Source organism: Rhodococcus sp. IEGM 1305 (assembly GCF_030058635.1).
Lineage (GTDB): Bacteria > Actinomycetota > Actinomycetes > Mycobacteriales > Mycobacteriaceae > Rhodococcus_F > Rhodococcus_F opacus_D.
Map to the genome: position 1 here is coordinate 120,709 of NZ_JASHKX010000003.1, position 23,166 is coordinate 143,874.

The 23,166-nt window shown below is 64.9% G+C and carries 21 protein-coding genes and 1 pseudogene; 15 read left to right on the forward strand and 7 right to left on the reverse strand.

Annotated elements, in window-relative coordinates; all coding sequences use genetic code 11:
* Positions 1-9: 9 nt before the first annotated feature.
* Positions 10-156 carry a hypothetical protein gene (locus QM693_RS07170; RefSeq protein ID WP_167114292.1) on the reverse strand — a complete coding sequence of 49 codons (147 nt, stop codon included), beginning with the start codon at positions 154-156 and terminating at the stop codon, positions 10-12.
* Positions 157-175: 19 nt separating this feature from the next.
* Positions 176-751, reverse strand: a complete 576-nt coding sequence (locus QM693_RS07175; RefSeq protein WP_283351851.1) for a TetR/AcrR family transcriptional regulator — start codon at positions 749-751, stop codon at positions 176-178.
* Positions 752-1,076: 325 nt separating this feature from the next.
* On the opposite strand from QM693_RS07175, the gene QM693_RS07180 reads away from it, so the two are divergent.
* From QM693_RS07180 to QM693_RS07195, 4 genes are read left to right on the forward strand one after another with little or no spacing between them, the layout of a single operon-like run.
* Positions 1,077-1,682: a cupin domain-containing protein gene (locus QM693_RS07180; protein WP_283335072.1), complete on the forward strand. Its 606-nt coding sequence runs from the start codon at positions 1,077-1,079 to the stop codon at positions 1,680-1,682.
* Positions 1,679-3,658: an acetoacetate--CoA ligase gene (locus QM693_RS07185; RefSeq protein ID WP_283351852.1), complete on the forward strand. Its 1,980-nt coding sequence runs from the start codon at positions 1,679-1,681 to the stop codon at positions 3,656-3,658. Before QM693_RS07180 ends, QM693_RS07185 begins: the two co-directional genes overlap by 4 nt.
* A complete protein-coding gene (locus QM693_RS07190; RefSeq protein ID WP_133987342.1) occupies positions 3,655-4,098 on the forward strand; it encodes a hotdog fold thioesterase in 444 nt (147 codons plus the stop codon). The genes QM693_RS07185 and QM693_RS07190 overlap by 4 nt, the downstream gene beginning before the upstream one ends.
* A 2-nt stretch (positions 4,099-4,100) precedes the next feature.
* Complete coding sequence (locus tag QM693_RS07195; RefSeq protein WP_179443364.1) at positions 4,101-5,054, forward strand: fumarylacetoacetate hydrolase family protein; 954 nt, start codon at positions 4,101-4,103, stop codon at positions 5,052-5,054.
* Here QM693_RS07195 and QM693_RS07200 read toward each other — a convergent pair.
* From QM693_RS07200 to QM693_RS07215, 4 genes and pseudogenes are all read right to left on the reverse strand, one after another.
* Positions 5,051-5,863 (reverse strand): annotated as a pseudogene (locus QM693_RS07200) (IS481 family transposase); the annotation flags it as partial. The gene QM693_RS07195 and the pseudogene QM693_RS07200 overlap by 4 nt on opposite strands.
* Positions 5,864-6,285: 422 nt before the next feature.
* Positions 6,286-7,146 carry an oxidoreductase gene (locus tag QM693_RS07205; protein WP_095869845.1) on the reverse strand — a complete coding sequence of 287 codons (861 nt, stop codon included), beginning with the start codon at positions 7,144-7,146 and terminating at the stop codon, positions 6,286-6,288.
* Between the two features lie 78 nt (positions 7,147-7,224).
* Positions 7,225-8,163, reverse strand: coding sequence for a VOC family protein (locus QM693_RS07210; RefSeq protein WP_095869999.1), 939 nt, complete (start codon positions 8,161-8,163; stop codon positions 7,225-7,227).
* Positions 8,164-8,212: 49 nt separating this feature from the next.
* Complete coding sequence (locus tag QM693_RS07215; RefSeq protein ID WP_283351853.1) at positions 8,213-9,733, reverse strand: bifunctional 3-(3-hydroxy-phenyl)propionate/3-hydroxycinnamic acid hydroxylase; 1,521 nt, start codon at positions 9,731-9,733, stop codon at positions 8,213-8,215.
* A gap of 130 nt (positions 9,734-9,863) precedes the next feature.
* Between QM693_RS07215 and QM693_RS07220 the strand changes: the two genes are divergently transcribed.
* Positions 9,864-10,763: an ABC transporter substrate-binding protein gene (locus QM693_RS07220; protein ID WP_166680756.1), complete on the forward strand. Its 900-nt coding sequence runs from the start codon at positions 9,864-9,866 to the stop codon at positions 10,761-10,763.
* 259 nt (positions 10,764-11,022) lie between these two features.
* On the opposite strand, the gene QM693_RS07225 is transcribed toward QM693_RS07220, so the two are convergent.
* Positions 11,023-11,988: a LysR substrate-binding domain-containing protein gene (locus QM693_RS07225; protein WP_167114277.1), complete on the reverse strand. Its 966-nt coding sequence runs from the start codon at positions 11,986-11,988 to the stop codon at positions 11,023-11,025.
* Positions 11,989-12,110: 122 nt separating this feature from the next.
* Here QM693_RS07225 and QM693_RS07230 point away from each other — a divergent pair, with 122 nt between their 5' ends.
* The 10 genes from QM693_RS07230 (at position 12,111) to QM693_RS07275 (ending at position 22,963) form a co-directional block, all read left to right on the forward strand.
* Positions 12,111-13,409, forward strand: coding sequence for a cytochrome P450 (locus tag QM693_RS07230; protein ID WP_283351854.1), 1,299 nt, complete (start codon positions 12,111-12,113; stop codon positions 13,407-13,409).
* 18 nt (positions 13,410-13,427) lie between these two features.
* Complete coding sequence (locus tag QM693_RS07235) at positions 13,428-13,754, forward strand: 2Fe-2S iron-sulfur cluster-binding protein (RefSeq protein ID WP_164060992.1); 327 nt, start codon at positions 13,428-13,430, stop codon at positions 13,752-13,754.
* A 1-nt stretch (position 13,755) separates the two neighbouring features.
* Positions 13,756-14,994: an NAD(P)/FAD-dependent oxidoreductase gene (locus tag QM693_RS07240; protein ID WP_283351855.1), complete on the forward strand. Its 1,239-nt coding sequence runs from the start codon at positions 13,756-13,758 to the stop codon at positions 14,992-14,994.
* A gap of 428 nt (positions 14,995-15,422) precedes the next feature.
* Positions 15,423-16,130: an MFS transporter gene (locus tag QM693_RS07245; protein ID WP_283351856.1), complete on the forward strand. Its 708-nt coding sequence runs from the start codon at positions 15,423-15,425 to the stop codon at positions 16,128-16,130.
* Complete coding sequence (locus QM693_RS07250) at positions 16,070-16,699, forward strand: MFS transporter (protein ID WP_283351857.1); 630 nt, start codon at positions 16,070-16,072, stop codon at positions 16,697-16,699. Before QM693_RS07245 ends, QM693_RS07250 begins: the two co-directional genes overlap by 61 nt.
* Positions 16,700-16,769: 70 nt before the next feature.
* Entirely contained in the window at positions 16,770-17,789 is a 1,020-nt protein-coding gene (locus QM693_RS07255; RefSeq protein ID WP_095869852.1) for a fumarylacetoacetate hydrolase family protein, read from the forward strand.
* Positions 17,790-17,963: 174 nt separating this feature from the next.
* The gene (locus tag QM693_RS07260; protein WP_061042174.1) at positions 17,964-19,157 is read left to right on the forward strand and encodes a thiolase family protein; all 1,194 of its coding nucleotides are present in this window, start codon (positions 17,964-17,966) and stop codon (positions 19,155-19,157) included.
* A gap of 242 nt (positions 19,158-19,399) precedes the next feature.
* A complete protein-coding gene (locus QM693_RS07265; protein WP_283351858.1) occupies positions 19,400-20,380 on the forward strand; it encodes an ornithine cyclodeaminase family protein in 981 nt (326 codons plus the stop codon).
* A 10-nt stretch (positions 20,381-20,390) separates the two neighbouring features.
* Positions 20,391-21,875, forward strand: coding sequence for an NAD-dependent succinate-semialdehyde dehydrogenase (locus tag QM693_RS07270; protein WP_283351859.1), 1,485 nt, complete (start codon positions 20,391-20,393; stop codon positions 21,873-21,875).
* Positions 21,876-21,943: 68 nt separating this feature from the next.
* Positions 21,944-22,963: a dihydrodipicolinate synthase family protein gene (locus tag QM693_RS07275; protein ID WP_283351860.1), complete on the forward strand. Its 1,020-nt coding sequence runs from the start codon at positions 21,944-21,946 to the stop codon at positions 22,961-22,963.
* Positions 22,964-23,166 lie beyond the last annotated feature (203 nt).

A 23,166-nucleotide genomic window follows, 5' to 3' on the forward strand; every position in this document is an offset into this window, starting at 1 on the left:
TCGGGCATTTTACTCCAGCGCCGACAGCGCAGTGAGCAGGGCGTAGTCGAGCGCGGACAGCGCCAGATCGGTGGCCTTCAGGCCTGCAAGCGGGTGCCGCATTGGGTGCCGAACGTCGTCCTGCTCCCACACGGTTTCGCCAAAGAACGAGGCCACGGAATGTTTGCGCCTCCTCCTACCTGCCGATGCCTTTCAGGGCGGCGTCGACCATGGCATCGGTGGCCTCCTCGTCCAGGTCCCCGGTCTGGAACAGAAGTCGGAAGTAAATTGGAGCGTAGAGCATTTCGGCGACGACATCAGGGTCGATGTCATCCCGCACGGCACCTTCGGCGACGGCGCGCTCGATCAAAAGCCTTGCGGCGTCGGCGCGTCCTTTCCAGAACCGTTGCTTGAACTCCTCGAGGGTTGCCGGATCATGCTGGCACTCTGCGATGAGCTGCGCGATCAGTCGCCCCTCCGGCCCACTGTAGACGCGTGCGAGTGACGCCAGATGTGCCCGCAGTGCATCGATAGCTGGGCCCTCGTCGTGGATCGGGGTCTGCGCCACGTGGTTGTCGAGGAAGGAATCGATGACTACAGCCGTCTTGCTGGGCCACCACCGATAGATCGTCATCTTGCTAACACCGGCATGCTTGGCGATGCCTTCGATGGACAGCTTCTGCAGCGACACCGGCCCAGGTGGGGTGTCGTTGAGCAACTCCATGGTTGCCTGCAGGACCGCCTTGCGGCTTGCTTCACTCCGTACGGCCATGCCCGAAATGCTATCCGGTCCGTCTCGGATCGCAACTACCCGGGCCCTGGCCTCGTGGTGGTGGTTTGCACTGGCGCTGGTGATGGACACCACATTGCTGTACGGTACGTATCGAATTGAATCGAATCGGGAGGAGTGGTTGAACCGGAACCCACGGAAACGGTCGGTCTCGAGCTCGATCGTCGACTCGAGCCGGGACGCAACTCGACGGAATCGAATCCTGCGTACCCCATCGGAGAACGGGAGGTCGCGTCGTGGCTCCCGAGGAAAAGCCGTACCCATTCGCCACTCAGGCAGTGAACTGATTTCAGAAAGGCAGCACACAATGAATCAGCCCCAGGCGCGAACCGCCTCTATTCGTCGGGTGGTGACGGCGGTCGACGAGCAGGGCCGGTCATACGTCCTTGCCGACGGCAAGGCCCCCAACATTTTCAGGTCACCGACGGTTCCCGGATTCGGCGCCGCGCAGGTGTGGGCCACCGAACCGGGACCGGTGTCCAACGACGGCCGCCTCGACCCAGCTTCCGCCGACGCCGAGATCCCGATGTACCCGGAACTGGGTGGCACGATCTTCCGCGTCGCCGACTTCCCACCCGACAGCGTGTACGAAAAGGCCGGGAAGGACCAGCTATTCTCCGACATCGGCGGCGACCACGCGCGAGAGGAAGCGACCCACAGCGGCAACCGCCACTTCTGGTTCCACAAGACCGACTCGATCGACTTCGCCGTCGTAATCGAGGGCGAGATCTGGCTACTTCTCGATGAGGGCGAGTGCCGGCTCGAGGCCGGTGACGTGATCGTCCAGCGCGGCACCGCGCATGCCTGGTCCAACCGAACCGACGAGAACTGCCGGGTGGCGTTCCTTCTATTCGGCGCCTTGCCGGTATCGACCGACGACACCCAGAGCGAATTGGCGGGGCAGTCGTCGTGACAGAAACACCGGGGGAGGTTCTGTGGTGCCCCGATCAGGCCCGCACAGAGGACAGTGAATTCACCAGATTCGTCACCTGGCTGACCACATCGGGTCTCGTGACGCCGGGAACGATCGACGACTACCACGCACTGTGGCACTGGTCGGTCACCGACCCGAATGCGTTCTGGCGCGCGTTCGCCGACTACATCGGCATCGTCGTCGACACCCCGGACGGCGAACCTGTCGTGCCCGACACGATGCCCGGCGGGCGATGGTTCCCGGGAACGACGGTCAACTACGCTTCATATGCGCTCGCCGACCACGACAACGCCGACGAGGCCATTGTGGCCATCGACGAGGACGGTACGACAACGACGACCACATGGCACGAGCTCCGCCGGCAAGTCGGCGCCCTCGCCGCGTTCCTGCGACAATCCGGGGTCCAGCACGGCGACCGCGTGGTTGCAATCCTGCCCAACCGCACCGAAGCGGTGGTCGGGTTCCTCGCCGCAGCCTCGGTCGGGGCGGTGTGGTCGATCGTCGCGCCCGAGTTCGGCGTCGGCGCCATCGTTTCGCGGCTGCAGCAACTCGAACCCGTCGTGCTGATCGCGGCGAGCGGTTACACCTACGGTGGCCGCCGTCTCGATCGCAGTGACGTCCTTGCCGACATCGTCGCTCAACTGCCGAGCCTGCGCGAAATCGTCTGGGTCGATACCGCTGCGGGTGTTCCCGCCACGTCGATGCGTACGCACTCCTGGCAGGACGTCGTGGCCGCCGAGCCCGAATGGGAAGCCGACCAACTACCGTTCGACCATCCCCTGTGGGTGCTGTTCTCCTCGGGCACCACTGGCATCCCGAAGGGGATCGTCCATGGACACGGCGGCGTCGTCCTTGAGCACCTCAAGACACTGACCCTGCACGCCGACCTTCGCCCCGGAGACAAGCTGTTCGTCGTCGGCACCACCAGTTGGGTGGTGTGGAACATGCTCGTCTCTGGGCTTCTGCGCGGGGCCACCATCGTTCTCCTCGACGGCAACCCCGCCCATCCCGACATCGACCGGGTCTGGCGAGTCGCTGCCGAGAACAAGGTGACGATGCTCGGCCTCGGCGCTGCCTACACACACGCCAGCATGCGCGCTCAGCTGCGCCCAGGAACCGACCACGACCTCTCCGCGCTCCGGATGATCCAGGTCACCGGCTCCCCCCTGGCACCGGACGCCTTCCGGTGGGTCTACGACGCCGTCGGGCCGGTGTGGCTGGCTTCGGTCAGCGGGGGCACCGACATCGCCGGAATCTTCCTCGGCGGCGCGCCGACCGAACCGGTGCGTCTGGGACGCCTCCAGCCGCCTGCGCTCGGGGTTGCCGCCGCAGCATGGGACACCGCCGGCCACCCGGTGGTCGGCCAACCCGGCGAGCTGGTGATCACCAGCCCGATGCCGTCGATGCCGCTGTACTTCTGGAACGACCCCGACGGCTCGCGCTACCGCGAGAGTTACTTCTCGACGTACGCCGGTGTGTGGCGCCACGGCGACCTGGTCGAATTCGACACCGACCGCAGCTCGGTCATCGTCGGACGATCGGATTCGACACTGAACCGCAACGGCATCCGGATGGGCCCAGCGGACCTGTACCGGGTGGTCGAGGCGTTGCCGGAGGTCGAGGAGGCACTCGTGGTGGGTGTCGAGGAGACCGACGGCTACTACATGCCGATGTTCGTGCAGTTGCACACCGGAACCGATCCCGAAGCCGCGATCACGGCCATCCGCAACGCTATTCGTGCGGCGCTGTCACCACGGTACGTCCCCGACGACATCATTGTTGTCTCGCGGATTCCGCACACCCGCACGGGCAAGAAGCTCGAGGTTCCGGTCAAGCGGATTCTGCTCGGACACTCCGTGGACCAGGTGGTCGACCCGGGTTCGGTCGACGATGCGCAGGTACTGACCGAGATCCGTGACCGCACGATACGACAGCGCCAGGTGAGCGTGCCATGACGATCACCGAGCCGGTCCGCAGGCTGCTGGCGCAGGATTCGAGCCTGGCCGAATTCGGAATCGAGGTGCTCTCGGCGGGGGAGGGGCGGGCGGTACTGCACATGGTGATCGATGAGTCCGTGGCGAACGGCCACCGCATCGCCCACGGCGGGGTGATCTATGTCCTCGCCGACAGCGCCTTCGCGTGTGCCGCCAACAGCCGCACACCCGGAACAGCCACCGCCGGTGCGTCGATCGAGTACTACACCCCGGCACACGTCGGAGAGGAATTGGTGGCCGAGGCAATCGTCCGGCACCACACCGGTCGGCACTCCCTGGTCGACGTCACCGTCCGCAGCGGCCCTCGTGTCGTCGCGGAATACCGCGGCCGGGGGGCAGTCCTGCGCCGCCCGGATAGTGCGGTCGGCCACCGAACCGCCGACCAATCGGAAGAGAGATGAGGATGGACCAGAAACGATTCACACTGGGGACCTTCGACGCCGGCAACGGCCCATTCCCCGGACTGGTAGTCGACGACGACGTGTACGACATCAGTGCATTCACAGCCTATGACTCGACCGCCGCGCTACTCGAGGACTGGGACTCCGCGTTCAAGACACTGGCCGAGGCCGCGGTCTCACCCACTACGCCCGGAACACCCGCGTCGGAACTGCGAACGCTGCCGCCGGTGACCCGGCCGGGCCAGATCTACGGGGCCGGAGCGAACTATCGCGAGCACATCATCCAAATGGCGGTAGCGCACAAGCTGGGCACCGCCGGACTGACGGACGAGGAGCTCGCCGAGGAGGCCGGCCACGACATCGACGAGCGCAAAGCGCACGGCGAACCGTATGTGTGGACCGGTGTCCCTTCGGCGATCAGCGGCGCGTACGACGACATTCTTCTTCCTACCGGATGGTCCGACCACGACTGGGAACTCGAGCTCGGCGTGGTCATCGGTCGTCGTGCTCACAACGTCACGGTGGCCGGCGCACTCGACTACGTCGCCGGCTACACGATCTGCAACGACCTCACCACACGAAGCCTGGTTCCGCGCAGGGATATTGCGATGATGGGAACGGACTGGATGCGGGCGAAGAACTTCCCGACGTTCTACCCGACCGGCCCGTGGCTCGTTCCGGCAGCTTTCGTGCCAGACCCACTGAACCTGGGTATCCGGCTTCGCCTCAACGGTGACACCATGCAGGACAGCACCACGGGCGACATGGTCTTTGGCCCCGCGGAACTGATCTCCTACATCTCGCGCTTCGTCGAGCTCGAGCCCGGAGACATGGTGATCACCGGATCCCCGCCCGGCAACGGCTCGCACTGGGGCCGGTACCTCCGCCAGGGGGACGTCCTCGAATGCGAGATCGATGGTCTGGGCATGCAACGCACCCGCTGTATCGACGCCTAGTTGTACTGACCTGAGAGGTTAGGTCCGCGGGTGGCGGGTGGTTGGCCGCCGAGTCCGGTGTGGCCGCGGTGGTGACTGTAGGTGTGCAGCCATCGCGGGAACTCGTCGCAGCGTTCGAGGTCGCTGGTGTAGAGGCGGGCGTAGGCCCATTCGTCGGCCAGGGTGCGGTGGAAGCGTTCGACTTTGCCGTTGGTTTGGGGTCGGTAGGGGCGGGTTCGGCGATGCTTGATCTCACCGAGTGCGTCTCGGAACGCGTGTGATCGGTAGCAGGAACCGTTGTCGGTCAACACCTTTTCGACCGTGATGCCGTGCTCGGTGAACCACGCGTTGGCGCGTAGCCAGAACGCGGCGGCGGTGGCTTTGCGTTCGTCGCCCAACAGTTCGGAGTAGGCCAACCGTGAGTGTGCGTCGATCGCGGTGTGCAGGAAGTGGTAGCCGCGGACCGGACGGTAGTACTTGTCGACCTCGCCGCTGCTTTTGTCGGCCCGGGCATTGCGGCTGCCTGCCGAGCGACCGACCTTCCGCCATCCGCCGCCGGCGGGGATCTTGCCCAGTTTCTTGACATCGACATGAACGAGATCGCCGCAGTGCGGTGAGTGCATGCGACGGATCACCCGTCCGGTCGGGCGGTCGAGCCACCGCAGTCGAGCCAACCCGTACCGGCTCAGGACCTTGTGCACTGTCGAAACATTCAGACCCAGCAGATACGCGATCCGGGCCGGACCCCAGCGGCGGATGACGCGGACTTTGATGATGCGCCGCTGGGTGCGCGTCGGGGTCTGGTTCGGGCTGCGATGTGGCCGGGACGTCACCAACGTTGGATCAGTACACCTAGTCGCCGCGGAAGCTGCCCGCCGGAGGAGGCCGGGTGCTTGCGTTGGCTACGAAAACGTGGACATTAAAATTAAGAGGTTCGTCAGCTCGAATGCGAACGCGTCCGGACGGCCGTTTCCATGTACGCCACGCTGTTGATCGCCTCACCGCTGCGGGTTGACGTATGCAAATGGGTGCGGGCTCGCTCGACGAGCAACCCGCACCCATTCTCGTACATACAATCTCACTCACCGACGGTGGAGGGCCGGAGGTGTGAATCCCACCGTTGACCCCGCGGACTCATTCTTGGAGGCGATCTTGCTCGCCAAGCCATGACCCGCTCTGAACCGGTCAACCAGATCAGAGCGTCTTCCGCGGGGCGTTTCACGATGCGGGGGAGCGGGGCCGCGCACCCGGCTCACGCCCTTCCCGACCCGTGCGGAGGTTCTGGTGGCAGCGGACGGGAACGTCGATCAGCCACCGCAGGCAGGAGTTTTGGTGGTCGCACCATGACAATCTCGTCGATTCTTCCGTCGCGCACCTTGTTGGCATACTCGGGATCGGCGAGGAGTTGCCGGGCAAGCATCAGAGCATCTCCGTGGCCGGATACGATCGCGTCGGCACCCGTCTGCGGATCGGTTGTGCTGCTGAGGAACAGCGGGACATCGCCGACTGCCCCGCCTCCCGCCGGTGAGGTTCCCGGTGGGAGGCGGTCCTCGGTCATATGAACGTTCTTCGGGCTTGCGGTGAGAATCGGCCGGTCCTTGCCTGGCATTCCCATCCGCCCGAATCCGGCGAAGGCTTGGGAGAAGATCGCGGTCCCGTGGGAATGCACGGCGGCGGTGAACCGCCCCAGGTCGGGGATGAGATCGTCGGAGTCGAAACGGAGCAGTGGCCGGAACGGTGCCTCGTCAACTCCTCGTGACGTGGCCGCTGACCCTCCGACGATGATCATGCCGACGCCGGTGGCGCGCTCGGTGAGGAACGCAATCGTTTGTCTGCTCGGACGTCCGCCCTTGTGCTGCTGCAGGACCGCCATCGGACCCATGACGATGCGGTTGGCGATCTCGAGTCCGTTGATACTCGGTGGCTGGAAGAGCCCTTCGCTCGGACGAACAAGGCCCGGGCGGAGTCTGTCATAAATTCTTCCGGTGACGTCTGTGGCAGTCGTGACTGCGGATGTTCTCTTCGGTGCGACGAATTTCGGAGCAATCGGTGTGTACGCCGCATCGATGGGCGAGAAATCCGACGGAGGCCCTCCGGTCGCATCTGTCGTCACCGTGGGGTGCGAACGCGACCGGAGGGCTCCTTGCGGGTGCCCGGGTAGCCCGGGCTGCGGTGTCGGTACGCGAGGCCCCTATACCGGGGGTGCCTGGAACAGGCCCTTGTCCGGATCGTTGAACATCTGCTTGCTGATCCATTCGTTCATTGAGTCGGCGGTGCCCCACTCATCGGAGGTCTCCGGTTCGCTGGTGTCGTACAGGCTCGGGTGCCAGGTGTCCTCGTCGAGAAGTTCGAGTTCGGTGGTGTACTCCATCGTGTTGCCGTTGGGATCGTGGAAGTAGGTGAAGGTGTTGTCGCCGGCGCGGTGTCGGCCCGGTCCCCAGATCTTCGGGACCTCGGCTCGAATGAGCCGTCCGCTACCGCGCATGTATTCGTCGAGCCCACGCATCTCGAACGACACGTGATTGAGCGCGGTATGGGGGCACCGGGCGATCGCCATACTGTGATGCTGCGGTCCACAGCGCAGGAACCACATGAGCCCACCCATGTGAGGATGGACGAGGGTGTCGGAGAGACGCAAGTCGAGGTGCTTCACGTACCAGGCCAACATCTTCTCGGGCTCAGGCGAGTTGAGAACCACGTGCGACAGTCGCACGGGAATGGCTTCACGTTCCTCGATCTTGCGGTGTGTGCGGGTCTCGACGTCGGCGGAAACTTCGAGGACGCGACCTTCGAGGTCGAAGAACCGGAATCCGTAGCCTCCGCCGGGCGTCTGCAAGATGTCGGGTTCGCTGATCAGCGCGACGTTCGCACCGCCGAGGCGGTCGGCGAGCTGATCGACGGATTTGGGGTCTGCTGCGCCGAACGACACGAGATCGAGTCGCTTCTCGTCGGCGCGTCTGACACGCACGATGTACTGCTCAGGCGAGCCTTCGGCCGCGAAGTACGTCAAATTGCTTTCGCCGCCGACATCGGTCAGGCCCCAGTTGTTGCCGTAGAACGCGACCTGCTTGTCGTATTCGGGGACCGCTATGTCGACGTGACGTAGGTGGGTGATCGGACTGAATGACACGGAAATCTCCTTCGGGTACCAGTTCAGGGCAGTGACGGGCAAGGGCTCGTCACTGTGGCAGGGGCGCGGCCTGGACGGCGGGGGCGAGCGCCGCTTTGAGGGTGGGGACGAGTTCGAGCAGTAGCCCGAGCTCCTCACACGTGTCGGCGACACCGAGCACGTACCGGTCCGGGCGCAGGACCACGGCCTTGCCATTCACCGAGGCGAGCAGGTCGGAGAACGTCTCCGGGTCGGTGAGCACCACGGTCTCGCCATCACCGGTGAGCGCCCCCTGAAGCTGTGGTGACAACCCGGCGATCATGTCCTCGGGTGCTGCCACGAGGAACCGGACGCCGACCAGATCGTCGAGGCGTGTTCCGTCGGACAGCCGGGGCTGCAGGGAAAGTCGGCCCGCACTGTCGTTGAGTTCGGCGGTATGCAAGCCGGGACCGAGCGCCGGCGACGGGGGTGCAGATGCACCGGGGTTCGCGCGCACGTAGGCGTCGCGATGTTCGGCGGTCTTGCGGTCCGTGGTCTGCAGAATGCCTGCCATCGTCGCCGCCTGCTCCACCCAGTAATGGGCGTGCGGACGCCGCTCGCTCTCGTAGGTGTCGAGCAGGTCCACGTCGGCGAGACCCCGCGAGACCAGACTCAGCTTCCAGATCAGGTTGGCGACATCGCGCATGCCGGCGCACAGTCCCTGGCCGAACAGTGGCGGAGCCTGATGGGCGGCGTCCCCGGCGAGGAACACATTGCCCGCACGCCACCGCTCGGCAACCCGTGCGCGGAAGGTATAGATCGCGGCCCGGTCCGGCGTGAATCGGTCCGTCGGCAGAACGCCGTGGCTGATGCGCTCGATGGCGGCCGCGGTGGTGATCTCCTGGGGATCATCGTCCGGCATGACCTTGAACTCCATCCGGACCCGCTTGCCGGGAAGGCGAACCCACAGTGCCGGCCGACTGTAATGACCGAGGAACACCATGTCGCCACTGATGTCGGGCTCCCCGTCCAGTAATCCGTCAACGACCAGCCACGGATCATCGCTACCGAGGCTTTCGGTCCGGACATCGAGCAGTCGCCGCACCGTCGAGGTAGCCCCATCAGCTGCGATGACCCATCGCGCGGTGAGGGTCTCCGTAGAGCCCTCGGCGTCTGTGACCACACAGCGAACCCCGTCGGCAATGTGCTCCAGATCGGTCAAGGTGGTCCCCGAGCGAAGTGACACGCCGGCCTGGCGGTCCACCTCGCTGCGCAGCAGTACCTCAATGTCGGGCTGATGGAACATGACGTCGTCATGCCATGCCTGTGTTCCGAGTTTCCCCGTTGGATGTGAGAACAGCGTCTCGCGTGCTTCATTCTCCATGCGGAAGTCCGTCATCGGCTTACATCGAGCCATCGCCTGTTCGCCCAGGCCGAGGGCTTGAAATGCGCGAAGGGTCTCTCCATCGAAGTGCACCGCCCGAGCCTGTGGCCACATGCTACTTTCGCGTTCGATCCCGATCGCTGAGATCCCGGCCTGGCCGAGAAGAGCGAGGGCGGCCACCCCCACGGGGCCGCCGCCGACGACCACCACTTCGTAATCCCAAGACACGTGAGCTCCTTGCTGTACTAGACGTCTCGTATCGATTTCCGTACTCTAACCCCATGCGATGTGGATCACAATCACTTTCTGTAGCGATATGTACGAGGGCTTCGAAACAACTCACACGGAGGCACAGTCGATGACGGTGCAGCAGTCGGTGTTCGTCGTCCCCCCGGTCGTGGCGGTGGCGCAGCATCGGGGGCTGTTCGCCGCAGCGGGCGTCGATGTGGAGACAAAATTGGTGGGGTCCTCCCACGAACAGCGCCGGGAACTCGACGAAGGCCGAGCGGATGTCGGCATCACCGCGACAGACAACCTGTTCGCCTGGAATGCAACGGGTTCGGACATCGCGGTGATAGCACAGATCGAAACGACCACCGATCTTGCCTTGACGCTTCGGCCCAAATTGCTATCGACCGATGGTCTCGACGTGATTCGTCTGGCGGTCGACGCCCCTACGAACGGCTTCGCCATCGTCGCGTACTCGATGATGGCGCGGCTCGGCCGGACGAAAGACCAGTACGAGGTCGTCGAGGTGGGTGGCGTGCGCGAACGGTTCGAGTCACTGATCGCCAACACGGCGGACGTGACTCTCCTGGCGCCGCCGCTGGACGAGATCGGCCGCGATCAGGGGATGACCGTTGCCATGCGGATAGCGGAACTGGTGCCGTCCTACCCCGGCCTCGGAATCGTGTCCACCCGAAAGGTCCTCTCGGGAAAAATGGACGAAATTGTCCGGTATCTCCGAGCTTTGGCCGCGGCCCACCGGTGGATGCAACAGGCGGCGGCATCCGAGGTCGAGCAAGAACTGCTCGCCACGGGGTTCGGACAGGCTGCGGTCGCCTCTGCTCTCGCCGCGGTGCCGCAGACCCTGGCCCCCTCCGGTATCGGCATTCGGGCGCTCGCCCAGCTGCGCGATGACCTCGGCATGATCGTCCAGGGTGCACCGGAGGCCGGTGATCTGATCGACCTCCGCCCGCTGCAGGCCGCCGGGCTCGTGCCGATACACAACCGCGAGGACGGCTGCGAACCGCTCTGACGGTCCGAATCCGGGACACCGGTCGAATGGACGCCGCCGAGGCAAGCAGAAAATGGCCGGCCCTCGAGCGCAGATCGCGGCGGCGTGTGTGCGCTGGGTCGGCGCGCGCCAGTGGCACTCTGCGATTCACCGGGGCGCACCGGGAACGCTGCAGGTGCCACCGAACCGAAACTGGCGCGAACCCGCGTCCACGTGTCCGAGAGATGTCGGCGGTCTGCGCAGCACGTCTGACGGGGGAGTGGGTATACGAGAGACGGGTTCACGGAGTGACTTTCGCCGACATCAGGTCGGGCGCATCGGAGTGTTGATGCGATGACTCCCCGGCCCGGGACAAGCTGTGCACGAGGTGATCGAGGAAGACCTGTGCCCGCGGGCTGAGGGTCATGTGCCGGGGCCAGGTCGCGACCACGCTGGTGCGGCCGGCACGAGGGGTGAGCGGTCGCGTCACCAGGGGTCGTCCTTCGGAGGTGGTGTCGGGAGAGTTGGGACGGGACATGAGCAGGCCGTATCCGACTCCTCGCCCCACCAGAGCCCGGACGAGATCGATTGTGGGAACGGCGGTGCCGACAGTGGGTTGTACCCCCTGCTCGGCGAAGATTCGATGGGTGTTGGCCGTGCTCGGCGCCGAGTCGAGCAGAACGAGAGGTTCCTCGGCGAGCTCGTGCAAGGCCACGCTGATCCGGTCGGCGAGTCGATGGTCGGCCGGCAGCACGGCCATGACCTCGGTCTCGTACACCACCCGCTTGTTGAGGTCCGAGGGTAGAAACATGTCGTACAGAACCGCGAAGTCCAAGGTGCCGTCGGCCAGTGACGGCAGCAGCTCGTCGTCCCCACCGACCCGGACCCCGACCTTGGCCTTCGGGTGTGCGCCGGCGAAGTGCGCGAGCACCGGCGGCAGCACCGTGGCGGCGAACCCTACATAGCAGCCGACCCGGATGGGGCCGGTGATCTCCCCACGCGTGGCAGCGAGATCACCGACGAGGGAGGACACTTCGTCGACGAGATGACGCGCACGATGGGCGAAGTACTGTCCCGCCGGCGTCAGCTGCAAACCCTTCGCCTTGCGGCGCACGCACAGTTGCTCCCCGACGATTCGCTCTACCTCCGAAACCGACTGTGACAGACCTGATTCGGATATGTGCAACGCCGCCGCAGCCTCCGACAACGTCCCATATCGCGGGAGGGCGGAAAACAACTCGAGCTGGCGGACGGTGAGCTGACCCATGTGAAACTTCCGTTCAACTGAAGATATTTGCCATTTTTATTCACTTTACGAGAAGTACTCGGTGATGTGAACTAAGTCTCAACCCCAATGTGGTGCACAACACGCACAAGATGGAGAACGACATGACCGACACGGCAGCCACGCGGCCAATGTCCTGTCCGGTGACCCACGCCCCGGCTTCCGCCGGCGAGAGCGCACTTCCGCTGAGAGGTACCGTCGACCCGGCTGACTTTCCCCCGGCACCCGAAGTCGACTGGGTGGCACCCGGTGAACTTGCCGCCGACCCGTACCCGACGTACCGGCGTCTTCGCCACGAGGCGCCGGTGGCGTGGGTCCCGGCCGTGAACAAGTACCTGGTCACCAGCTACCACGAATGCCACGAGATCGAGTGCGACCAGCAGATCTACACCGCCGATGTCGGGGGCAGCGGCGCGACCATGCTGCGAGCGCTGGGTGGGCATCCGATGCTGCGCAAGGACGATCCCGACCATGCGTCCGAACGATCGACGATCAATCCCACCTTGCGTCCGAAGATGGTCAAGTCCGTATGGTCCGAGGTGTTCACCCGCAACGCGCGTACCTACCTGGACGTCCTTGCCGATGCCGGTCCTGGGGCTGCCGAACTGAACCGGGACTACGCAGCGCCGGTGGCGTCGCAGAACCTGGTCGATCTGCTGGGGCTGCCGGATGTCGATGTCGAGGACATGCGGCGGTGGTCTCATGCTTTCATCGCCGGCACCGGCAACCTGCTCGACGATCCGGACATCTGGGTCCGTTGCGAGCAGGCCCGCACCGAGGTCGACGCCCTGCTCGATGTCTTGATTCCCTTCTACGAGAAGCATCCGAATGAGTCGATGACCTCGGCACTGGTCGGCAGCGGACTGCCTCGGCAGGCGGTGGCCGCGAACGTCAAGCTGACCATCACCGGGGGAATGAACGAGCCGCAGCACATGATCACCAACATGGTGTGGGCGCTGTCGAGGCATCCGGACCAGCAGCGGCGGGTGTCCGAGGACCGGTCGCTGTGGCCGGCGGTGTTCGACGAGACCGTGCGTTGGCTGTCGCCGATCGGCATGTACCCCCGTCAGACCACCCGCCCGGTGGTGCTCGGGGGGGTGCGCCTTCCCGCCGGTGCGGCCATCGGTGTGGTGGTTGGCTCCGCCAATCGCGACGAACGCTACTTCGACGCCGATCCCGCGGTGTTCGACATTTCCCGCCCACGCCGCCCGCACCTGGCGTTCGGCAGCGGGGTACATCTATGCGCCGGCCACTGGGCGGCCAAGAGCGCCGTCGGCGAGATCGCGGTGCCCCTGCTCTACGAGCGCTTCCCCGACCTGCGCATCGATATCACCCGCGAAACCCGATGGGACGGATGGGTGTTCCGAGGACTGACCGATCTTCCGGTCACCTGGGACAACTGAGAAAAGAGAGAGACCGCCATGTCAAAAGTCACCTTCCACCAGCCCGACGGGCGCAGCGATGTCCTCGACGTCCCCGACGGCACATCCCTGATGCGCGCCGCGGTCACCAACTCGATCCCCGGCATTGTCGGCGAATGCGGCGGACAGGCCATGTGCGCCACCTGCCATGTCTACATCCGATCCGCGCATCTGACGGATCTACCCGACGTCGGCGAGGACGAGGACGAGATGCTCGACTGCACCGCCACCGCCCGCGACCCGCAGCGGTCCCGTCTGGGTTGCCAGATCCTCGTCACCACCACCCTCGACGGTCTCGAGGTCGATCTCCCGGAAAGCCAGATCTGACATGAGCGCGACGGTCATCATCGGCGCGGGCCATGCCGGGATCCAGCTCGCCGACTCCCTGCGAACCCGCGGCCACGATCGCCCGATCACGTTGCTCAGCGCCGAATCGGAACTGCCCTACCAACGCCCCCCGCTGTCGAAGGACTACCTCGCCGAAGGCGATCCGCAACCGTTGCCGCTGCGTGGCGCCGAGTTCTATCACGATCACGAGATCGACCTGCGGCGCGGCACCGCTGTCACTGGAATCGACCCGCGCACCCGCACCATCGGGTGCGCAGACGGCACCCGGATGCACTACGACGATCTCGTTTTGGCCGCCGGCTCCCGCAACCGACGCCTCACCCTTCCCAGCGCACAGGGACCCGGGGTGCACTACCTGCGGACAGCCGCCGACGCCGCCCTCCTGCACGACGACCTCGACCGCGCGACGGCCGCCGTCGTCATCGGCGCCGGTTTCATCGGACTCGAATTCGCCGCCGCAGCGGCCCGGCGCGGCATCGACGTCACCGTCGTCGAATGCGGTCCCCGGCCACTCGCCCGCGCCCTGACCTATGCCACCACCGACCAGCTCACCGTCACTCACCGCGCCGCGGGTATCGACTTTCAATTCGACGTGCAGGTGTCGGCGATCGAACACGCCCACGGACGTGTCTCCGCCGTCGTCGGACACGACGGCCGCCGCTTCCCCGCCAACCTCGTGGTCATCGGTATCGGCGCGGACCCTCAGACCGATCTGGCCGCCGCCGCAAACCTGCGAATCGACAACGGCATCCACGTCGACGAATTCCTACGCACCAGCGACGAGCACATCTGGGCGATCGGCGACTGCGTCAGCTTTCCCTGCACACACGCCGGGACCAGGGTTCGGCGGGAATCGGTGCAGAACGCGGTCGACCAGGCCCGGGCCCTGGCGGCCACACTCACCGGGACCCCCACCGGCTACCAGGACCTCCCGTGGTTCTGGAGCCACCAAGGCAGCTGCAAGATCCAGATCGCCGGCGTCGGCGGTCCCACCGATCGCACCGTTGTCCCCACCGACCCCACCACCGGAAAGTTCTCCACTTTCCGCTTCCGCGACGACGTCCTCGTCGCCGTCGAATCGGTGAACCAGCCCGCCGTGCACCTCGCCGCCCGCAAAGTACTGTCCGCACCGCGGCGGCCGAGCCTGACCGACCTGACCCGGGCCGGCTTCGATCTCAAATCGCTCTCCGCGCGATCCGCCGCGATCTCCGCAGGCTGAACAGTCCCTGCACCACACCGCCCAACTACGACACACCCGCGTGTCGCACCCGCGCACAGTCCTGCGCTCCCGGCGTTTCGCAAACCCGCTGCCACAACAGCTCTCAACTGCGGTTCGAGAGAGCCGAGCGCGCCGCACCGGAGCCTTCGACGGATCGGCACCTGAACCTTCGGTAGCTCTCAGCGGCACGCGGACCGCCCACGGAGCGACAACGAACGGCGCCGCTGGTTCGGCGTGGTCCTCCGCCATCCCTTGCGGGCAGCTTCTACCGTTCAACCGTGGAAGTTCCACGGGTGCATGAAATTTACGAACTCCGTGGGATAGGTTGAGATAGCCCGCAGGCGATGTGACGCCAATTACACGAAGCGATCCCCGCTCGTCTCGAAATACCAATGCTCGATTTCCCTCCCTGTCGAAGGTGTGTGCCCATGGTCAGTAATGAAGAGATCCGGCGCGGATGGCCAACTATCGTCATCGCTGGCTTCGGGTCGGCGGTCGGCATCTCCGGATTGCTGCTGTACACAATAGGTTTGTTCACGGCCGACCTCGAAAACGCCATCGGACTGAGTAAGACCTCGTACGGTCTCGGTCTGCTGCTGGTCAGCGCGGGGGTCGCAGCAGGAACGGTATGCACGGGGCGCGCGATCGACCGCTTCGGGACGAGGAGAGTCATTGTTTTCGGGCAACTGTCCTTCGCATCCGGATACCTTGCCCTCGCGACAATCGTCGACACCGTCCCCGTCTTCCTTGCGGTCATGTTCGCACTCGGCTTCCTCGCCAGCGCATCCGGCCCGGTCGGATTTACGCGAACGGTAAGCCTGTGGTTCGTCAAGTCGCGCGGGTTTGCCCTCGGACTCGCGATGACTGGGATCGGTGTCGCCGCGGCCGTCGCTCCGCTCGTCGTCAATGGCGTCATTGTCGAATATGGTTGGCGCGCAGGGTTTCTTGTGCTCGCTGTGATCGCCGCGAGCGGTATCGCTCCCGTGCCCGCCTTTTTGAAAGAGCCCTCGGCAACGGCCACTCAGGGGAGGACGACGACCTCGCCGAGTGCACTGAACTCGATGTGCCTGCTCCCGTGCGTGCCCGCTCGACTTTCGCCGCGATTCGTCGAGACCGGTGCTTCTGGAGATTGTTGATCACGTTCTTCGTGATGTCATTCGCTTTCACGGGCTTGCTCACACATTTCGTTCCAATGTTGCGGTCGATGGATGTGGAGCCGTCGCAGGCCGCGACCTTGGCGTCCCTGATCGGATTCGCTGTCATCGGAAGTCGGGTCATAGTGGGATTTCTGCTCGATCATGTCCGCCCGGGACTGGTTGCCGCAGGGGTCTGCGCCTTGAGTGCTGCCGGTACATGCTTCCTGATCGTCGGAGGCGTCGCTTTCGCTCCACTCGCCGCCATTGCCTTGCGGCTGGCCATCGGCGGCGAGATCGACATGATCGGCTTCTTCACCGCTCGGTACTTCGCACTCGCGGGATACGCCCGAGCATATTCCTGGATGTACACGGGCTTCGTCATCGCGGCAGGCATCTCGCCATTGCTCATCGGGATGTTGTTCGATGCCCTCGGCACGTACTCAGCAGCACTCATCCTGTGCGCAGCATTGGCCGCCATGTGTGCATGTGCCTTCGCCACACTGCCGACGCCCACTCCGCGGACTTCGCCGGCTTCTCTCATCCCGCAACCCGCCGAAACGGAGTTGTAGATGATGTCATCAAACCTATTGCGGTTCGAGACGTATCGTATAGAATTACGGAACAAACTAGGAGGCCACAATGAAGCTAGGCAGGGTGGTGCGACCGACCCCGGACGGTCCGCGCGCACGAATCGTCGCGGTGCAGCCCGATACCGAAAGGGTGATCGACCTGGCGCAGGCATATGCGCTGACGCTGCAACGCTCGGGTGCGGAGCCGGAGCGCGCGTCGAAGATTGCCCGCTCCATCTTTCCGTCCAGCATGGCCGCCGCGATCGGTGGCGGCGATGTCTTTCTGGATGCTGCGCACGAGGCACTCGGAGCCGCGGACGACGCATCACTGCCGTTACTCGAGGTCCAGTGGTGTGCAGCGGTGGATTCCCCGGTGATCCGGGATGGGCTGACCTTCAGTCAGCACATCGTCAACTTCAGTGAGAAGGTCGCACACGCGCTGCCCAATCCGAACATCTACAAAATTCCGGGGTACTTCAAGGGCTCGACCGCGACGGTGTACGGGCACAACGAAGAGATTCCCTACCCGGACTTCACGGACGCGTTCGATTACGAGCTCGAGATCGGCTACATCGTCGGCCGGCGAGGACGGAATCTGACGCCGGACGATGCGTTCGACCACGTCTTCGGCATCACGATCTTCAACGATTTCAGCGCGCGAGACGTGCAGGGCGCAGAGATGGCGATCGGCATGGGCCCGCAGAAATGTAAGGACTTCGCCTACGGCATCGGCCCATGGATCACCACCATGGATGAGGTCTCGTCCATCGAAGGATTGACGGGATCCGTGCGGGTCAACGGCGAACTATGGTCCTCCTGCGTCGCCGAGGACATGGTGTACACCCCCGCCGAATTGGTCGCATATGTCTCGATCGCCGACTACCTCCAGCCCGGCGACATAATCGGTTCCGGCACTCTGGGATTCGGGTCTGGACTCGAACTCGGCAAGACACTCTCACCCGGTGACGTAGTGGAACTCGAACTCGAATCCGTTGGCACATTGCGGTCACCGATCAGTAAGACCCGCGAGAAGGCCCCGTGGTGGCCTGAGCCGCGGCCGTATCCCTTCGAGGTCCAGGACGTCAACTAAACGACGTACGCGGTGCCGAGCCGGAGGCCGGGGTGCTGGCAGGGAGCGCGGTACCTTCCGCCAGACTCTTACGAGCCCTCGGCCTCCGGCAGGGCCCACGCCCAATCGGGGCACATGTCCCGGCCGACATCTATGCCGACGCCAACGCACGATTACGGCGCGAAAGGAAGTTTCATGACCAACGCTGTCATCGTGGACGTCGTCCGCCTCGCCTCCGGTAAGGGCAAGCCGGGCGGTGCGCTGTCCGGCACGCACCCGGTCGAACTGCTGGCACACGTGCTCCGCAGCATCGTCGAACGCAACGGCATCGACCCCGCACAGGTCGACGACGTCATCGGCGGCTGCGTCGGACAGGCCGGCGAGCAGGCCCTCAACATCTCCCGGACGGCAGTGCTGTCGGCGGGATTCCCGGATTCGGTTCCGGCCACCACCGTCGACCGCCAGTGCGGCTCGAGCCAGCAGGCGGCGCACTTCGCCGCGCAGGGCGTGATCGCCGGCGCCTACGACATCGTGATCGCCTGCGGTGTGGAGTCGATGTCCCGCGTTCCGATGGGCACGACGACCATCGGTCAGGACGCGTCCGGGCCGGGCATCGCCGCCCGCTACCCCGAGGGACTCGTCAACCAGGGCATCTCCGCCGAACTGATCGCCGCCAAGTGGAAGTTCGACCGCGACACCCTCGACGCGTTCTCCGCGCAGTCGCATCAGCGTGCCGCCGACGCCCTGTCGAAGGGCCTGTTCGACAAGGAGATCGTCCCGATCTCGGTCACCAACGCCGCCGGTGAGACGGTGACCCACACCGCCGACGAGACCGTGCGCGCCTCCACCACCGCCGAGGGACTGTCCGGGCTGAAGTCGTCGTTCTACTCCGAGAAGTACGCGGCCCGGTTCCCCGAGGCGCAGTGGCACATCACCCCGGGCAACTCGTCGCCGCTGACCGACGGCGCGTCCGCGGCGCTGATCATGAGCGAGGAGATGGCGTCGAAGCTGGGGCTGACCCCGCGGGCACGGTTCCACTCGTTCGCCGTTGCCGGTGACGATCCGGTCTTCATGCTCACCGCGCCGATCCCGGCGACGAAGAAGATCCTCGCGAAGTCGGGGCTGAGCATCGACGACATCGACGCCTACGAGGTCAACGAGGCGTTCGCGCCGGTGCCGCTGGCGTGGGCGCACGAGTTCGGGGCCGACCCGGCCAAGCTCAACCCGTGGGGCGGCGCCATCGCGCTCGGGCACGCACTCGGCTCTTCGGGCACCCGCCTGCTGAGCACGCTGGTCAACAACCTCGAGGCCACCGGCGGACGCTACGGCCTGCAGACCATGTGCGAGGGCGCGGGCATGGCCAACGCCACCATCATCGAACGCATCTGAGCCGAGCCGGGGACCACTCCCGCACCGTCCGATCCTCGACAGGGCTGTGCGCTACCACGGACAACTCCACCCCACCGGGCTTCGTCCCCGAAGCCCGGTACCTCCTTGCTACCTCTCGGTCGGTGGACGTCTCGGGCCTCTCATAGTTCAGCGAACCGGGACGAGCTCGGGCTAGAAACCCGCAACCCAATCCGATACGATCCGTATAGTATCGAAACCTTCTGGAAAGGAAGGGGAGAAGATTGACACTCCTGCTGGACGACGCCGCGGTGCAATCGGCCTTCGACTGGGCCCCGGCCATCGCCGCGTTGCGCGACGCCTATGCGGCGGCTCCCGACGATGCTCGATTCCCGGCCCGGACCATCGCGCGCGGCGGCACCTCGTTCCTGCGGTTGATGAGCGGCGCGCCGGGCAGCGGCGGCTTGATGGGCGTAAAGACCATCGCCGGCGCGATCGGCGTGCGCCAGTTCTCGTACCTCATCTCCCTGTTCGATCAGGAATCCGCGGAACTGGTGGCGCTGCTCGACGGCAATTCGATCACCGGCTACCGCACCGCGGCCACATCGGCGCTGGCGGTCGACCTGCTGGCTGCACCCGGACCGGTCACGGTTGCCGTCATCGGCTCGGGCTTCGAGGCGAAGAAACATGTTCGTGCCCTCGCGGCAGTGCGCAAGCTCGAAGCCGTGCGTGTGTACAGCCCGCGAGCGGAAAGTCGGGCGCGCTTCGCCGACGCACTCGCCGATCTGGACACGTCGATCATCGCCGCCGAGTCACCTCAGACAGCGGTTGCAAACGCGTCCGTGGTGATCTGCGCGGCGCGATCTTATGACGAGTCGCCGATCTTGCTGGGCGCGTGGCTCGAACCAGGAATGACCATCGTCTCGATCGGATCGACCGTGCGGGAGCAGCGCGAGGTCGATCCGGAGGTGATCGCCCGCGCCGACGTCGTCATCGCTGACGTCCTGGAAGAAGTACTGCACGACAGTGGCGATCTCATCGCCGCGACTCAGGCGGGCATCGACGTCACCGACCGGATCGCCGCGCTGTCCGACCTCGTGTCCGGAAGGCACCCGGGGCGCACGACCACCGAACAGATCGTCGTGTACAAGTCCGTTGGCTCCGCCGTTCAGGACTTGGCCGTCGCTGCTATGTGCGCGGACGCCGCCCGCAAGTCCGGGCTCGGGTCCGAACTGCCTATCCGCATCCCACCGGTTCACAAGTAAAGGACCCACCATGAGCACTGCTGCCACCGAGAGCCGAACGGTCGCGGACCACACCCTGTTCCGCCACGCGGCGTACATCGACGGACAGTGGATCGACCACGGTGAATCCGGGCGTTTCACCATCACCAACCCATCGACCGGTGAACAGCTGGCCGATCTCCCCTCGCTCAGCCGCCCGCAGGTCGCCGCGGCCATCGACGCAGCACACCGCGCCCTGCCCGGCTGGCGGGCCCAGTCGGCCAAGCAACGCGCCCAGATCCTCCGGCGCTGGTTCGACCTCGTCAACGAGCACGCCGAGGATCTCGCGCGGTTGATCGTCCTCGAGGAGGGCAAGCCGGTAACCGAAGCGCGCGGTGAAATCGCATATGCAGCATCGTTCATCGAATGGTTTGGCGAAGAGGCCAAAAGGGTACGCGGCGATGTCTTCCCAGCACCCGATCCCGCGAACCGCGTCCTAGTGCTGAAAGAGCCGATCGGGGTGTGCGCCGCGATCACACCCTGGAATTTTCCCGCGGCGATGATCACCCGCAAGGTCGCACCGGCGCTAGCCGCGGGATGCACCCTGGTCGTCAAGCCAGCCGGGCAGACCCCGCTCACCGCGCTGGCTCTCGCGGAGCTCGCCACCCGTGCCGGGGTACCGGCGGGCGCGTTCAGTGTGGTGCTCGGAAAAGCGAGCGAAGTCGGCGCGGAACTCACCGGCAACCCGCTGGTGCGGAAGGTCAGCTTCACCGGGTCGACGGAGGTCGGACGGCTGCTGCTCCAGCAGTCGGCGGCGACGGTGAAGAAGACATCGATGGAACTCGGCGGAAACGCGCCGGTACTCATCTTCGACGACGCCGATCTCGAGGTCGCCGTGTCGGGTGTGCTCGCCGCGAAGTACCGCAACACCGGTCAGGCGTGCATCAGCGCCAACCGGGTATACGTGCAATCCGGCATCTACGAACGGTTTACCGCGGAGCTGGCCAACCGGGTCGCCGAGCTTCCAGTCGGCGACGGATTCGAACCGGGCGTCGTGCTGGGCCCGCTGATCGACCAGGCCGCTGTCGCCAAAGTGGAAGAACATGTGGCCGACGCCGTCGACCATGGGGCACGTGTGGTGTGCGGTGGTGCACGACACCACCGGGGCGGGCAGTTCTACCAGCCGACGGTGCTGGCCGACGTCGTAGCCGGTATGAAGGTCACCCGCGAAGAGACCTTCGGCCCGATCACACCGCTGATCCCATTCACCGACGAGGCGGAGGCGATCCGGCAGGCAAACGAGACCGAATTCGGCTTGGCTGCCTATGTGTTCAGCCGAGACGCCGAGAGAATCTGGCGCGTGGCGGCCGGCATCGAAGCCGGCATGGTCGGAATCAACTCCGGCCTGATCTCCAACGAAACCGCGCCCTTTGGCGGCATCAAGCAGTCCGGCCTGGGACGGGAAGGGTCGATCTACGGCATCGACGAGTACATGGAGATGAAGTACCTCGCGTGGGCGGGCAGCGGCGCGCGCTGACCGCCGCCGTTGAACCGGTCAACACATCGACACCAGTCAACTGATCGAAACCGGAAGGAACGCCTGTCATGGCTGTTTACACACGCTCCGAAGCCCGCGAATGGGCCCGCGAGAAGCTCGTCGGCGCCGTCAACTGCACCATTCCCTCATTCACGAACGACCTGCGCCACATCAACGAAAAAGCAATTCGCCACGACATCCGCCTCGCCAAAGAACACGGATTCATCGGCAGCCTCGGTATCTCGGAAATCAGCATCACACTGCCGGAATACCTGGACTTCCTGCGGATATCCAAGGACGAGGCCGGCGCTGACTTCTACATCGTCCACCACGCGAGCTGGAACGACCTGGATCAGAACATCGAAGCCGTCCGGGGCGCAGAGGATGCCGGTGCCGATCTAGTCCTGCTGTCCTACCCGCCGAATTTCTACCCGGAGACCGAACAGGAGATTTTCGACTACACCAAGGCCGTCGCGGACGCGACGAACCTGGGTATCATTCTGTTCCCGATGGTGATCTGGGGATTCAGCGGCCGCATTCACCCCTCCGATATCCCTACCCGTCTCATACGACGCATGATCGACGAGATCCCCAATGTCGCGGTGGTAAAAGCCGAAGGCGGCTTCCCGAGCATCCAGAGCGCGATCGAATGCCATCGTCTCTTCGGTGAGGAGGTCGTCATCTCGATCCCCATCGAAGGCGAGTTGATCCCGCTCTCGCAAGTGATCCCCATTCAGCTCTCGGCTACCAGTGATCACGAATACTTCGGCCCCGTGATTCCGCGTGTGATGCAGCTGCTGCGCGACGGCAAATACGATGACGCCACCGAAATTTACTGGCAGTTGCATCCGGCCCGCAAGATCAAGGCGGGACTGTTCAACGGAATGCACGGAGGATCTTTTCTCAACCGCCAGGCGTGGAAGTTCCAGGGCTGGTTGCAGGGCTACAATGGCGGGCCCCTGCGGCAACCTACTCAGCGTATCCATGACCACCAGATGGCCGCGCTGCGCAAGGGTTTGATCGACGCCGGACTGGAGCCGAGCATGGATCCGTTTCGAGAGTTCTTCATCGGCCGCAACCCAGCCTGAACGGAACCAACAAAGGAAGTGTCTCCTGGACAGTCCTGGATCAGCGTGGGTAGTAATTCGGCGCAGTCCGGGGCGATCGACTAGTCGCCTTGGTTGGATGAACAGCCTTTTGGCCGGCGATGGCGTCACCGTCCTGGTCGGTGACCTCATCGCCTGCAAGTTCACTCGACCGATCAGTTACATCCCAACCGCTAGCCGCACTG